This window comes from Lysobacter sp. KACC 24251, assembly GCF_057747755.1.
The window spans coordinates 2014366-2028746 of sequence record NZ_CM173222.1 but is presented as its reverse complement, the minus strand read 5'-3'; the positions used below and the strand labels follow the sequence as shown (position 1 = coordinate 2028746).

Genomic DNA, 14381 nt, shown 5'->3' with positions numbered 1-14381 from the left:
GCCGTTGGGAATTACCGGACCACTGCGTAGCTGGTCGAGGTGCTGGCAGTGTGAACGGCGTAGGAGGAGCTGACGCCGGCGCCAATCCGGTAGGTACCCGCCGCGGCATTGGTGGGAGACTTGACGCTCAGCGTGGTGCGGAACGTTGCCCCCGGAACAATGTAGCTGCTGGTGCTGGCGAGCGTGCCGGTCCAGCCGGAGGGAACGCTGCGCGCAAACTTGAAGGTCTTGCCGTTGTAGGAGGCGCAATCATTGTTGCGCACCGACAGCGTGTACTTGACCGTGGTACCGGGAGCGACTGCGGTGGTCGGACCACTCAGGGTGATGGTCGGCGCATTGCGGGTGCAGGTGGCGGCGACCGGCGCAGCGACCGTGTACGTGGTCGAGGCGCTGCCCGTGTGGATGGCGTAGGAGCTGCTGGCGCCCACCCCGATGCCGTAGGTGTTGGCAGCCGCAGTGCTCGGGGAAGTCACGGTCAGCGTGGTGCTGTACGTGGCGCCCGGGACAATGTAGTAGCTGCTAGCGCCCAAGGTACCGGTCCAACCACTCGGGACGGTGCTGGCAAAGTTGAATGTCTTGCCGTTGTAGCACGAGCCGTCGTTGTTGCGCACCGTCATGGTGTAGGTGAGCTTGGTGCCTGCCGCCACGGCGCCGGTCGGGCCGGTCAGCGTGACGGTGGGGGCCGCGCGCTCACAGGTCGGAGTCGGGGACGGCTCCGGGGTCGGTTCGGGCGAGGGCGCCGGAGCCACGGCGCTGGTAGCACCGTACTCATAAGCACCCACGTCGTTGGCCGCACCGGTGGGACGCTTACCGAGCAGGAAGTCGGAAGTGACCGCGCTGATCATCGGCGCCCTGTCGATCACCGGGCTGTCACCCAAAGGCTCGGCATCAAACCCGGCCAACGTCATGTTGGTGAGGCGCGGGCTGGTGCCGCAGGTCGTGCCGGTGGGGCAGTTGCTGGTGTTCCAGGCAATGTTGCCCGACAGGTTCTTGCTACCGGGGGCGGGGCCGCCGAAGAAGCTGGTCTGGCCCGAGCCGCGATAGTAAGGGAAGCCTACGCCGACGTTGTTGTGGACATTGATCTTGTCGGTCGATGCGCCATCCTGTGCGGTGATCAGGTTGGGACCTTCGCCCGCGATGCTGTTGTGGCGAACGGTTGCAGTGTCATTGCCGGTCATCACCAGGATCACCGGTGCGCCGTAGCCACGGCACAGGTCGGTGTCGAGCATGTAGAACTTGCCCTTGTAGTAGGTGCAGTGGCCCGCGACGACCGAGTTCTCGATCAGCGAGTTGCCCTTGACCTTCATCTGCTGGCCGGTGTTGGCCACGGCATGCACGCGACGCAAGGTGACGTTGGTGCTGTCGGCGCCGTTCATGTAGAGCAGGTCGATGCCGTCCTGGGTGTTGTGGTGGACGAAGGCGTCCTCAATCAGCCACTGGCCGCCGTGGCCGTTGGTCGCGGTGCTCGAGAAGCCATCGCCGTAGCCACCGCTTTGCTGGCCCCAGCAGGCCCAGGCCTCACCGGTGGACACGCGCTCACCGCAGCCGTTCCAGCCGAACTCGATGTCACGCATGATGATCTGGCCGGCGTTCTCGCTGCCGGTGCCGATGTTGGTGTCCCAACCGGCGCGGCCGTTCTTGTTGGACTTGACCCGCTCCAGGGTCCAGTCGGTCAGGCCGCCGGCATGGAAACCGGTGTGGCCCAGGCCATGGACATTGACGTCATGGAACCAGACATTGCGCGAGTTGCGCGCATACACGCCCATACGCGCCCAGGTGCCGGTGGTCGGGCAGACGGCCGCGGACTGCGAGTGCTGGTAGACGCAGTCGTTGCCGTCGGTGATTTCAAGGTTGCCGATCTCGATGTTGGAGCTGCCATCGAGGTTGAGGACGCGTGAGACGGCATTGGTGCCGACCAGCTTGGGGACGGTGCCCGGCTTGCCGAGGATGCGGGTGCGGGCGGTCGTGCTGGGACCACTAGGGACAGGCTGCATGTAGCCGCTGGTGCCAATGAGGTAGGAGCCCGCTCCGATGAGCAGGGTGTCACCGCCGGCAATGCGGGCGCTGCCGGAGTTGGGCAGGGCGACGGAGGGGTTGTTCCAGGCGCAATTCTGGGCGGTGCCCGAGCCCGGGTAGGCTGCATCGGAAAGGCCGTTGCATTGGCTGGCGCTTCCGCCGTCGGTGCGGACGTAGTACGTGGCGGCAGCAGCCGAGCCCCAAGCACTCAAACCAGCCAGAGCGATGGACACGGAAAGGATGGACTTGTGCAGCAGCGGACTGCGGGTCGTTCGAACAGACATGTATAGGCGACTCCGATAAAGGCCCGAGGACAAATAGGGGGGACTCGAGCGGAGCGCATACTAGGTTTGGCGAAGACGGCCCAACTGTGGCCTGCTTCACGTTTCATCCGGCCATCACAACCTCACATTTAAGATTCAGGGTTTACGTGACACGAGTCTCGCCGAATGCGGGAATCCGTCACAGTTTGGTGTTGCATTGATTGCAAAAAGAATGTTAAAGGCGTTATCGGTGTGTAATTAGGCCTGAACCGATCGCCACTTTCCGCTGAACGGAATTGGGGTGGAAAGCCACGCCGAGGAGCGTATTTGCTCAGCCTGGCTCCAGCACCATCCAGAATCCCAGCCACGACAACTCGTCCGTGGGTATGTCACGAAAACGGGGTGGGAGCTTCGATCGTATCCTCTCGATCGCCTCTGGCGCGAGAGACCCGGTTTCCGCAAGCGTCCTGATTCGTAACCCGTTACGAAGCACGAGCTTCCTGTATGTGTCCACGCGCCAGCGGTTGGGACTGCCCTTGTGGCTGTTCATCATTTGATACAGCCAATCCGGCCAAGTCAGGAAATCCAAGGGCTGGTACCGGTCGAGTCCATGGCTCTTCAGGTCAACCTTGTGCACGGCAATGCCCCCCGGGCGCAAGGCGGTGGCCATGTCGTCGATCGTCTTCTCCAGGCAGTTGACGTGCTCGAGGACGGACCTGGAAATGATCAGGTCGTAGGCCGCAGGTTGATTGATCAGGCCATCCCGGGTCACGGAATATCGGATCATCAGCGGATTGAGCCCGCTCGCTGGATCGCCAACGGTGTTGAACGCGCGGCTGGCACGCTCCCTTTGTGCGGGCGGCAGTTTGTCCAGGAGCGCCAGGTACGTCTGTATGTTGCGGGAAGATGCCCTTTCCAGTGGGAAGCGGTCCACGCACTGGACGAGTTTCGCGCCATGGGCATACATCAGCAGGGCGACGCCCAGGATGTCGCCCGGGCCGTACTCCAGCACCACCTTGTCTCGAAGGAAATCGCCGGCCTGCCCTTCGTCGAGGTCGAGCTTCTCCAGGTAGTCGTCATAGCAGCGCAGGAAATAGTCGGCCGTCTTGTCGGGGTCGACCAGCCCGCTCCCGCGACCGGTGTCCTGCTTCAGATGGACGTACAGGTCAGGGGTGTATCGGGCCACTAGGTTCATCAGCGTCGCCCGCGTGAAGCGGTACGCATCCAATCCCGGGTTTTCGCTGTACATTTCCGTACCTCAGCTTCTCGCGGGGGCCAGCCCCCTTGTTGATCGCCGGATCGTCGGCCCTGGCATCAAACCTGGCCAACGTCATCTTGGTGAGCCGCGGACTGCTGCCGCAGGTGGTACCGGTGGGACAGTTGGCGGTATTCCACGCGATGTTGCCCGAGAGTTTCCTGCTACCCGGAGCGGGGCCGCCGAGGAAGCTGCTCTGGCCCGAACCCCGGTAGTAGGGAAAGCCGACCCCGACGTTGTTCTGGACGGTGATCCTGTCGGTTTTGCTGCCTTCCTGGACGGTGATCAGATTGGGGCCTTCGCCTGCGATGCTGTTGTGGCGCACGGTGGCGGTGTCGTTGCCGCTCAGCACCAGGATCAGGGGCGCGCCGTAGCCCCGGCACAGGTCGCCGTCAAGCATGTAGAACTTGCCCTTGAAGTAGGTGCAATGCCCTGCGACGACCGAGTTCTCGATCAGTGCGTTGCCCTTGATCTTCATCTGCTGGCCGGTATTGGCCACGGCATGGATGCGGCGCAAGGTGACGTTGGTGCTGTCGGCGCCGTTCATGTAGAGCAGGTCGATCCCGTCCTGGGTGTTGTGGTGGACGAACACATCCTCGATCAACCATTGGCCGCCGTGGCCTTTGCTGGCGGTGCTGGAGAGACCGTCGCCGTAGCCGCCGCTCTTCTGGCCCCAGCAGGCCCAGGCCTCACCCGTGGACACCCGCTCGCCGCAGCCGTTCCAGCCGAACTCCATGTCGCGCATGATGATCTTGCCGGCGTTCTCGCTGCCGCTGCCGATGTTGGTGTCCCAGCCGGCGCGGCCGTTCCTGTTGGACTTGACCCGCTCCAGGGTCCAGTCGGTCAGACCGCCAGCATGAAAGCCGGTGTGGGCCAGGCCGTGGACGTTGACGTCATGGACCCAGACATTGCGGGAGTTGCGCGCATACACCCCCATGCGCGCCCACGTGCCGGTTTTCGGGCAGGTGGCCTCCGCCCGTGAGTGTTTGTAGACGCAGTCGCTGCCGTCGGTGATTTCAAGGGTGCCGATTTCGACGTTGGAGCTGCCATCGAGGTTCAGGACGTGTGGGACGGCATTGGTGCCGACCAGTTTGGGGGCAGCGCCAGGCTTGCCGAGGATGCGCGTGCGGGCGCTGGCCCCGGGTCCGCTGGGGACTGGCTGCATGAATCCGCTGCCGCCGATCAGATAGGAGCCGGGCCCGATGAGCAGGGTGTCACCGCCGGCGATACGGGCCTTGCCGGAATGGGGCAGGGCAACGGCGGGGTTGTTCCACGCGCAATTGCGGGCGGTACCCGAGCCTGGGTAGGCTGCATCGGCACGGCCGTTGCATTGGCTGGCGCTCCCGCCGTCGGTGCGAACGTAGTAGCGAGTGCCCTTCAGCCCCTGACGTGCAGCCCCCCCGGACGATGGCTCCACACAGGATTCCGGGGCAACCGGTTGGGCTGGGCAGCAGGTGGCTACAAGCAGGGCGAACACCCAGAGGCCCGTCCCAGGCCGCGGTGTATCCCGGAACCGTTTCCTGTTCATCGCCGCGGGTACGCCCGTGCGGCAGAACGGCCTGGGAAGGCCCGGCCGAAGAGCGGTAGTCGCGCCCATTCCACCTGCCGGCGGGCGCGTGGGGGTATGGCGGCGACAGTGGCCTGCGAACGGGCGATGCCCTGGCGTTCCATGAGCGCACAGGCAATCCAGAAGTTCGCCATCACCTCGGTCGTCATGAACGGACTGCCGTACATGTTCCCTGCCACCATTGAAAGCGCAAACAATGTGAAACCCTCGCTTAGCGCCTTGGCCTCCTCGTCCGCAGGACCCGCAACCCGCCGCAGTTCGGCCGCCAGCTTCCACAATCGCCACAGCAGCCAGAGGAACATCGCCAACCCGAACGGGCCGCACTCGGCGAGTACCAGGATCAACGCGTTGTGGGCGTCCATGTCCGGGAAGTTCGTGTAGAGGCCGATGTGGTCCCGGAAGCGGCCGAGGCCGACGCCCCATGGGTGATCGGCCAGCATCTCGAAGGCGCCGCGCCAGATCTCCATGCGGCTCACCGTGCTTGGGTCATACGTGGCCGATCCGGTCGGGTCCAACTGGCGGGTTTCGGTAACCCGCTGGACCACGCTTTCAGGCAGCACTCCAACGGCTACCACGAGCAGGACGGTGGCAAGAGCGGCCAGGAAGAAGCTACGTCGCACCAACAACAAGAGGATGGCCGCAGCGGCTATCACGTAGGACTGGCGGGAGAAGGTGAAAAGGATGGCGGCGACCAGGAGCACGCTGCCGGCAGCGGCGACCATCCGTGCACGCCCCCCGAGGCCGCGGCGCCATGCCACCGCCGCCAGCAGGGGGAGGAACATCGCGAAGAACACACCGGCGCGATTGGCGGCGCCAGTGAAGGGGCCGGTCGCGCGACGTGCATGGTCGTACGTGGTCAGGTCGAAGCTGAGCCCTTCCAGGACAGCTTCCAGCCCCGCTACGACCGCGACGGCCAGAAGCAACCAGATCAGCTTCCTGGTGGAGGAGAGGTCGAGCCCGGAGTGACGGTAGGCAAGGTATAGGATCACGTATAGCGCCATCACCTGCAGGCGGAACAGACCCCCGGAGGCGTGGGACAGGTCGTGCCATTGCGAGATGACGAAACTAACGACGAAGGCCGCCATCAGCCCAAGCAGCGGCGAGGCGAGGAAGGATTTTCGCGGGTATCCGGGGTTGTCGCGGGTGCCCAGTAGCAGTGCCACCCCCAGCAGGGCCAAAGTGACGGACACGGCGACCTTGTCGGGCAGATGGAGCGCATTGGGGAGCAACAGGATCGGGATGGCATAAAGGAGGAACATGGTTCACCTCGTGTCCCTTCCGTTGGACACGCCCGCGGGTGCGCGCTCACCTGCAGGCACGCCGGAAGGGCGGGAGAGGACCCGCTCGTACACGGATGACGTTGCCGTCGCCAACGCGTCGCGGGTATGGTGCCGCGCGATGCGGTCGGAGGCTGAGTCCGCAAGCTGGATGCGCAACGCCTCGTTGGTTGTCAGTCGGCAAAGCATCGATGCGAGGGCGACTTCGTCGTCGCTGGGAAACAACAATCCCGTGCTTTCGTTATCTACCAGCTCCGGGGTTCCTCCCACGGCTGATGCGACGACGGGGCAACCGGCGGCCATGGCTTCAAGCACCACATTGGACATGCCCTCGTGGAACGAAGGAAGGACGAGGAAGTCGGCTGCCTGCATGAGCCGCGTGGCGTCGTTCCGCTCGCCCAGAAGCTTGATGTTGACGGTGACTCCGCTCCGGGCGGCCAGTTGCTCGATTGCATCGCGACACGGGCCATCGCCAACGATCGCGATCCACGGGCGCTGGTCGGCGGGAACCCGGGCCAACGCCCGGATCAGGCAGGGCACGTTCTTCACTTCCACGAGCCGTCCTACGAACAACCCCAATACACCGTCTTCCGGCACGCCAATGGAGCGCCGTATCGTCGATCGATCGCTGGGGATGAGGGGCGCGGGCACGTCGACACCGTTGGCGATCACAGAAACGAGCTCTGCCGGATGGCGTGCATGCTGGACTATGGAAGCCGCTCCCGCCCGCGAGTTGGCAATGACCTCAGCGCTGCGGGCGACAACGAAGCGCTTCAGCGGCCAGTGCCAGGCAGGCGCATCCTCGCGGAAGCTGCTGCGTTCGGAGGCAATGAGTGGCGTGCGAGGCCTGCTCAGCAGGATCGCAATCGCGGACCACAATTCCGCGGTGAGTGAATAGGCATGTACGAGTGCGTAGTCGCGGCCCTTGATCAACCGCGCCAAGGACCACAGGAAACCCAGGTCCACACGCCCCCGCTTGGGCACGTAATGGACGGGAATGCCGCTGTCGCGGATCGCCTCAGACAGGAAAGAGTGGCGCCGGAAGTACGCCAGCTCAGGTTGCCATTGGCTGCGATCCAGTCCCGCAAGCAGGTGCATGATCTGGCGCTGGCTACCGCCAACCTCCATTCCGTCGATCACCACGAGCAGACGGCGCGGCTCAAGCATTGCACGCCTTCCCGAAGTGGTCGAGCAACCGCCCTGCTTCGACGCGTATGTTGAATTCCCGCTCTACCTTGTGGCGCCCCGCGCTTGCGAAACGCTCCTGGCGCGCTGCGTCGGCGAGCAGTTCAACAATTGCATCGCCAAGCAGCTCCGGGTCGCCGGGCTCTATCAGCCGGCCGTTCAGTCCATCTTCGACCAGTTCGGGGATGCCGGAGATCGTGGTGCTGATGACTGGAAGGCCACTGGCCATCGCTTCCATCAAGACATTGGGAATGCCGTCCGCGCTGCCTTGTCGCGTCACGATGCAGGGCATCACCAACAACGTGGCTGTCGCCATGTGGCGTTTGACCGCGGACTGGGGAAGGGCGCCTGTCAGCTCGACCTGCCCGTCGAGGCCGAGTGCGGATCTCTGCCGGAGTAACCGCTGGCGCTCCGGGCCATCGCCAATGATGGTGCAGTGCACGCGGACACCCCGGTCGCGCAGGCTGGCCACCGCATCGAGAAGGACGTGAAAGCCTTTCATGGGCACCAGCCGCCCCACGGCCAGGAGTTCAGCCGTCTCGCGGGAATGCCGGACGAATGTAGTGTCAGGCAGATTGAGCGAGGAATGGATGACATGGACCGGGACTGCCCCGGGACGTGGCATCCACTTGGCCATGTAGCGCACGTTGTGCTGTGTGATCGTTACCGCCAGCGCTGCATGCGCCAGCTTGCTTCTCATCATGTGGTCGTGTTCGAAGATGTCGTGGGCGCGGCTGGTGAAGCTGAAGGGGCACTCCATCAGCCTTGAAAGGAACCACGCAGCCGTTGCCGGATAAGTCGCCCATGCGGCATGCACAAGTTGTGGTCTGAAATCGCGGGTCCGCGCGGCGTGGCCCGCGGCGCGCCACAGCGCAACCATGGTCTTGCCGAGTTCCAGCGGATTGCGCCACATCTCCGTAAAAACCGTCCATTGAAACCCGATCACCTGTCGCGGTTGCTGGGTCAGAAGGGCCCACATGGCCGTGGCATTGCGAAGGAATGACGCGGGCCTGATCGCACGCTCCAGCAACGCCTCTGCCTGTGGGTACTCGATGACGTGCCTCTGGGGGCGAAGGGATAGAATCCGGACGTCCACACCCAGGTCGACCAAGGCTTGCACCTCACGCACGATGAACGTCTCCGACAACGCAGGAAATATCGAGACGACATAGAGCATCCGCTGCGGGTGTGGCGCGGAGGATGGCGAGTGCGCCCGCTCAGACGCATCGGTGGGCGAGCTTTGCTCGCGGGTGATTGCATGGCTCATGGTGAAGTGAACGAACTGCTTGGGCGCGCACGGCCAAGCTCGCCGCGATGACGGTGGGTCACCGGAGGGGACGCCAAGTCACGACACGCTCTCCACGAATGAAGCGGAACAAGCTGACCGCCGAGGCCAGGTTTGTCAGCAGGAAGTAGTACGGCTGCGCAAGGAGGCGCGAATTGCCCATCACCTTTCCAGGCAGGAATCCCACCAGACCCGCGGCGAATCCGGCTGCCTGCACCAGCAGAAGCCACTCATAGCGCCCCTCGAGGGCGAGCGCCAGGTTCGACGTGATTGACGCGAACAGGAAGACGGGTGACAGATAACGAAGCAGCTTGTGGGACCAGAGCTGCCATGCGAACGAACCGAAACGAAGAGGGTTGAGGAACCTGCGCATGGCCGCAATAGCAGATAGGCTGCGCATGCCCACGCGGATGCGCATGGAAAGTTCCCGGGTAGCCTCGTCAAGGGCTTCCTCAGTGCAGACTGCTTCCGGCTCGATGACAGTTCGCAACCCTTGTTCGCGCATGTCCATGGCGATTACGAAATCGCTGATGAGGTCCGGTGCAATTGGGCGGTAGTTGGCTCGGCGTACCGCGTAAAGACTGCCACTGACGCCAATCAAAGAACCTATCGCGCTCTCGGCCACCCGCAGGGCGATCTCATAGCCCCAATAGGATGTGATCCCGTTGCCGGTGGCGTCGCTTCCGGGGGTGACGTAAACCAGGCGCCCGCAGACACAGCCGACGTCGGGGTCGTTGAAGTTCCGTACCACGCTGCGCAGGGTGCCCGGAGCGAGCATCGTGTTCGCGTCGGTGAACAACAGAATCTCGCCGGTTGCGGCCTGCGCTGCGATGTTCTGGCAAGCGGTCTTGCCCTGGCGCCCTTCCACTCGCAGGAGCCTGACGTTCTTTGCATGGAACGCGCTGACGATGGCGTCCGTACGGTCGTCCGATGCGTCGGAAACCACGATCACGTCCCAGGTACCAGGCGGATAGTCGAGCTTCTGGAGATTGACCAGCTTGTCGTGGATATGGAACTCTTCGTTGTATGCGCTGACGATGATCGTCACGCTACGCAGGCCAGGTCCCTTCCGGACGGGTCGCGGAAACAACCGGCCCAAGCCAAGGACAATCAAGGGATAGCCGGCGTAGACGTAGGCCAACACGGCGATCGAGCCAAAGAGAATGACTTCAAGCATTGGAAGATCTCCCCGCGGTCGTGGCGGTTAGCGGGTCCAGGAGATGGTCGCCCGGACCTGGTTTTCGGTATGGCTCCCGCCAGGGATGCTGGAGTTCCTCTCCGAACGTGCTGCCTGGGCACCCCACTTCCAATGTCGGGTTAGACGGTGCTCGAATCCAACGGCCAATGTCGAGTCCCGATCCTCGCGCATCCCAGTTAGGTAATCCTGGTTTCGCTTTGTTCCCTGTGCGAAGAGCGTCAGGCGCGGCCGTGACCGGTAATCGACGCGGGCGGATAGGCCGTGGATCTCACGGTCATCGGTCGGGTCGTCGAGATAGTGGTTCTTCTGGTACTGCGGCCGAAGGCGGAACGTAACCCTGTCTCCCCGGTAACGATATTGGACGTCGGCGTACTTCTGCAGGTACGCGCTGGGAGTGACAAGGATGCGAGGATCCGCAAGATCGGCGATCAGGGCATCCTCGAAATCCGACTGGCGAAGCACGAGATCCTGGACCGCGTCGGCGTATTGGCGGCGCGCGCGCAGTCGAAACTCGCTGCGGGCACTGGCTCGCCACGTTACCGCGCCGCGCAGCAGCGTCGTGGAAGCCGACGGGGCCCCCTCCGGGTCGATCCTGGACCGCCCCACGTCAAGGTCGAAGCTGCCTCGGCTGATTTGCTTCTCGAATCGCAGGTATGCGTCGGAACGCGAGTAATCGATGTTCGGTTGCGACTGGTCGAAGTCGACCTGCGTCGACGACACGTTGATCGAGCCCTGCGAGGTCGGGCTGAGGTCACGCTTGACGGAAAGTGTGGCGCCGTACCGGGTTGCGTCAAATGTCTCAGTCTGTTCCGCGTAGGTGTCGGCGACGCGCAGGTCCAATTGCGCATCGGTTCCAGGCGCCAATCGACCTTTAAGCGTCGCGCCTGCAACCAGCACGTTGACGCTTTGGACATTTCCGGGGATCTCAGCACTTCTGAAATCGACGGGCTGCTCGCTCAGGTAGTCCTCAAGCACAAACGCGAGCCTGCCCGGCAGCACGGCCCAGCTCAGTTGTGCGGCAAGTTCGCCACGCGCTTCGTCGGGGAAACTGTTGTCGAGATAGTGCCAGTACTCGGCGCGGCCACGGGCCCGCAATGTCAAGTCGGCCCCTTCACTCGTGAAGTCGAAGCGCACGCGCGGCACCAAAGCAGTCTCCGTGCGTGGGTCAAACTCTGTGCGGGCGATGTTGTCGCTGTGCAGGGCTTCGGCCTCAAGCTGGTAATCCAACCGTCCCGCCGTGGTTTGGGTCGATGCCGAGCTGATGAGGGCGCCGCAGAGCAACAGCCTCCTGGTCGTCGATCGCTTGCGGGCACTGTGTGCCATGGCATCCCCCTTCGTCGCTCAAACGCCTTCGTTGAAGACCACGCCAGCAAACTTTGCCGGGTCGAAGTTGCTTGCCGCCAACGCGATGTCCGCTGGAGTATTTCGGTCGTAGCCGGCGACCAGCACCACGATGTCAGCCAGCTCGGACAATATTCGGGCGTCTGGTGCGCCCAGCACGGAAGGACCATCCAGGAATATGCTCCGATCCGGATAGGTCAATTTGAGCGTGTTGACCAACTGCCGCATGCGGATCGATGAGAAGTACTCGGACTCGGAGTGGGGTATGCGTCCGAGCGGAATCAAGCCAAGGCGCGGCAAGCCTGTTTCATGCACGATCTGGCCGATCTCCATGTCCCGATTGTCGAGGTAGTCGACCAGCCCCCTGCCGCCAGCGGTGAACTGGAGGCTGTGGTGCTGGGAAGGACGACGCAAGTTGCAGTCCACGAGCACCGCGTGTTTGTCAGGCTCGAACGTGACGGTCACCGCAAGGTTGCGTGCCACGAAACTTCCCCCGCAGCCATGGCTTACTGGCGCTACCAGGATCACCGGATTGGGCTGTGCATTGCTGAAAAGGCGTGCACGGATTTCGCGGAACGCGTCGACCTGGCGGCGGGCGCCGTTTGCGCGAATGGTCGAGCGATCGTCCAGTTGCGCAGGCGACAGGGCATGATTGTCGCCGCCCCTCGCTGCCGGGTGGGTCGGCCTCGCCGTCGCAGCATGTTTGCCTGCCAGTGGCGGGTGCCACTGAGTGCTTGTTGTGTTGCTCATGATCCGTTCACCATCCTGGCAGCCAGCACCAGGCCGTAGACGACGGGGATGGACAGCAGCACCGCGATCGCTAGGAAGTACCTCCGCGAGACCACTGCTTGCTGCTTCCGGTTGTGGTGGAGCGGAATGGTGCCAAGCACGGGCAGGCCCGCGTCCCGCTCGATCTGCAGCGGGGTCCGTGCGCGCGGGTCGTGCCTGACCAGCGCCGCCAACAGCAACAGCGGCAATGCGATGGCCAGCACCAGCCCCGCGATCGCAAAATGGGTCAGGCTCAACCCGCTCTTCGACAGGGGCACGCGCGCCGGCTCCTGGATGCGGTAGTTGAGTCCCTGGCCTGCCGCATCCAGGTTCGCAGCCACCCGGGCCGCTTCGCGGCGCTTGACCAGGTCCTGGTAGAGCTCGCGGTTGGTCTCGTGGTCGCGGACGAGCGCACCCAGAGTGCTCTCGGTGGACAGCGACTCTCGGTCACGCGCCATTTCGGCATTGAGCAGGGCCTGTCCTGCGGCGATCCGCGAAGCTGCCGCTGCACGTTCGCGGCGCGCATCGGCCAGTCGCATCCTGAGCTGGCCATGCATTGGGTTGATCGTGCCTGAGAGCTGGCTTCCCGCGACCGCGCTTGAGCCTTGCCGCGACAACCCGTCCAGTTCGTTCTGGATCCGGATCACGTCGGGATGGCGGCTCGTGTACTGCACGGTCAGCCGGTTTTTCTCTGCTTCCAATTCGGCGACGCGGGACCGGAATTGGCTGGCCCTGGAGATGCCTCCGCCCAGCTCGCTCTCCCGTGACAACATCGACTGCAGTTGGCCTTCCTGCGTTGCACTGCCGGCCAGGTCCATCCGCGCGTTGTCCACCTCGCGCCGAAGTTCGGCGATTCGGCTGTTGACGCCGCCTTCCAGGTCAGGGGACGCATTGGGGTGCGCCAACTGGTACTGGCGCAGACTTTCTCCGGACTTGCCCAGCTTGCCCTGGTACTCGGCGACCTGCGAATCCAGGAATTGCAGAGCGGCACGGCTCTCCTCCTGTTTGCGCGCCTTGCTTTCGGAAATCAGCAGCTCGCCCAGCCGCTTGGCCACGCGGAATGCGCGCTGCGGGTCGGAGTCTGAGTAGTCGACCTTGATGACGTTGACGCCATTGGTGGCATTGGGACCTCGGCTGCGGTCACTGACGTCGATGGTCGTGCGACTGATGATCCCACGGATCAGTTCGTTCTTCTCGACGGCACTCGGGTTGGAGGCCGTCCATCCTCCGGCTTCCAGCACCTGCTCCATCACGCGTCGGCTGAATGCCACTTCCCGTGCAACCACGGCATGGTTCGAAGCGGTGGAAACACCGCGTTGATCGCCCGCGGGCAGGATGGTGCTGTTCTCCACCAGCAGCGTGGTCGATGACGTGTATGTCGGCGGTGTCAGTAGGCCCAAGGCCAGAACCACCAAAGCGACCGACGCGGCCACGCTGGCCCAGAACACCGGACGTCGCGACACCTCGGTCGCCGCGGCCCTGGCCTGTGCGGGCCCATCCAGCCTCAGGGGTGTCGCGCCCCAAGGGAGGAGGTAGTCGTTGCTGGTCACAACACCCGCTCCGGGATCGTTATCACGTCACCCGGCGCAACCTTGTAGTTGGTGGACAGGTCGCCGTGTTTCAGGATCCTGTCCAATCGCAGCGCGTGACTCTCGGTGCCTTCACCCGATTTGCGATGCAGGTCGGAACGGTCCGCGTCTGCGAATTCGTTGACGCCGCCCGCGGCCAGGACCGCATCGAGCACGGTCATTCCCTGGCGATAGGGAATCGACACCGGTCGCTGCACCGCACCGGTAACGCGCACCCGTGACAGATACTCATGGCCGTGCAGCTCTGTGAGGATCACGGTCACCTGGGGTTCGACCACGTAGGCCGCCATCGCGGTCGTGATGGCCTTGGCCACTTCCGAGGGCGTGCGACCGCCGGCAACAACGTCGCCGACCAGTGGCACGGAAATCATGCCATCGGGTCGCACGGGCGAGGTGACGCCCAGTTCGGGGTTGCGCCACACGACCACCTGCACGACATCCTCCACCCCGATCCGGTAGGGGTCGGCCGTGCCCTGGACCTCGGCAGGCGGTGCGCTGGAAACCGGGCCTCGCATGGACGCACAGGCGGCAAGGACGAGGGACAGTGAGACGGCCAACAGGCCAACGATCGAGCGGTTCATGGAGTAATCCCCTTGGGCCTACCCCCTTCAACGCGGGCTAGTTGACAGGTCGGCCA

The 14381-nt window shown here is 63.9% G+C and carries 11 protein-coding genes; all 11 read right to left on the bottom strand.

Going from position 1 to position 14381, the window contains the following annotated elements; translation table 11 throughout:
* Nucleotides 1-11: 11 nt before the first annotated feature.
* The 11 genes from AC3ARF_RS09480 to AC3ARF_RS09430 all read right to left on the bottom strand — a co-directional run bounded on the left by AC3ARF_RS09480 (nt 12) and on the right by AC3ARF_RS09430 (nt 14325).
* Nucleotides 12-2300 carry a COG1470 family protein gene (locus AC3ARF_RS09480; RefSeq protein ID WP_498927342.1) on the bottom strand — a complete coding sequence of 763 codons (2289 nt, stop codon included), beginning with the start codon at nt 2298-2300 and terminating at the stop codon, nt 12-14.
* Between the two features lie 310 nt (nt 2301-2610).
* On the bottom strand, nt 2611-3528 hold the full coding sequence (locus AC3ARF_RS09475; protein WP_498927340.1) for a class I SAM-dependent methyltransferase: 918 nt from the start codon (nt 3526-3528) through the stop codon (nt 2611-2613).
* Entirely contained in the window at nt 3446-5131 is a 1686-nt protein-coding gene (locus tag AC3ARF_RS09470; RefSeq protein WP_498927338.1) for a right-handed parallel beta-helix repeat-containing protein, read from the bottom strand. Before AC3ARF_RS09470 ends, AC3ARF_RS09475 begins: the two co-directional genes overlap by 83 nt.
* Nucleotides 5059-6360 (bottom strand): O-antigen ligase family protein, encoded by a 1302-nt coding sequence (locus AC3ARF_RS09465; protein ID WP_498927336.1) that lies wholly within the window; start codon nt 6358-6360, stop codon nt 5059-5061. The genes AC3ARF_RS09470 and AC3ARF_RS09465 overlap by 73 nt, the downstream gene beginning before the upstream one ends.
* A 3-nt stretch (nt 6361-6363) precedes the next feature.
* Entirely contained in the window at nt 6364-7545 is a 1182-nt protein-coding gene (locus AC3ARF_RS09460) for a glycosyltransferase (protein ID WP_498927335.1), read from the bottom strand.
* Nucleotides 7538-8830 carry a glycosyltransferase gene (locus AC3ARF_RS09455; protein WP_498927333.1) on the bottom strand — a complete coding sequence of 431 codons (1293 nt, stop codon included), beginning with the start codon at nt 8828-8830 and terminating at the stop codon, nt 7538-7540. The genes AC3ARF_RS09460 and AC3ARF_RS09455 overlap by 8 nt, the downstream gene beginning before the upstream one ends.
* Before the next feature lie 58 nt (nt 8831-8888).
* On the bottom strand, nt 8889-10025 hold the full coding sequence (locus AC3ARF_RS09450; protein ID WP_498927331.1) for a glycosyltransferase family 2 protein: 1137 nt from the start codon (nt 10023-10025) through the stop codon (nt 8889-8891).
* 27 nt (nt 10026-10052) lie between these two features.
* The gene (locus AC3ARF_RS09445; RefSeq protein WP_498927329.1) at nt 10053-11369 is read right to left on the bottom strand and encodes an outer membrane beta-barrel protein; all 1317 of its coding nucleotides are present in this window, start codon (nt 11367-11369) and stop codon (nt 10053-10055) included.
* Nucleotides 11370-11387: 18 nt separating this feature from the next.
* Nucleotides 11388-12137 (bottom strand): CpsD/CapB family tyrosine-protein kinase, encoded by a 750-nt coding sequence (locus tag AC3ARF_RS09440; protein ID WP_498927327.1) that lies wholly within the window; start codon nt 12135-12137, stop codon nt 11388-11390.
* Nucleotides 12134-13705: an XrtA system polysaccharide chain length determinant gene (locus tag AC3ARF_RS09435; RefSeq protein WP_498927325.1), complete on the bottom strand. Its 1572-nt coding sequence runs from the start codon at nt 13703-13705 to the stop codon at nt 12134-12136. The genes AC3ARF_RS09440 and AC3ARF_RS09435 overlap by 4 nt, the downstream gene beginning before the upstream one ends.
* On the bottom strand, nt 13702-14325 hold the full coding sequence (locus AC3ARF_RS09430) for an XrtA/PEP-CTERM system exopolysaccharide export protein (RefSeq protein WP_498927323.1): 624 nt from the start codon (nt 14323-14325) through the stop codon (nt 13702-13704). The genes AC3ARF_RS09435 and AC3ARF_RS09430 overlap by 4 nt, the downstream gene beginning before the upstream one ends.
* Between the last annotated feature and the right edge of the window lie 56 nt (nt 14326-14381).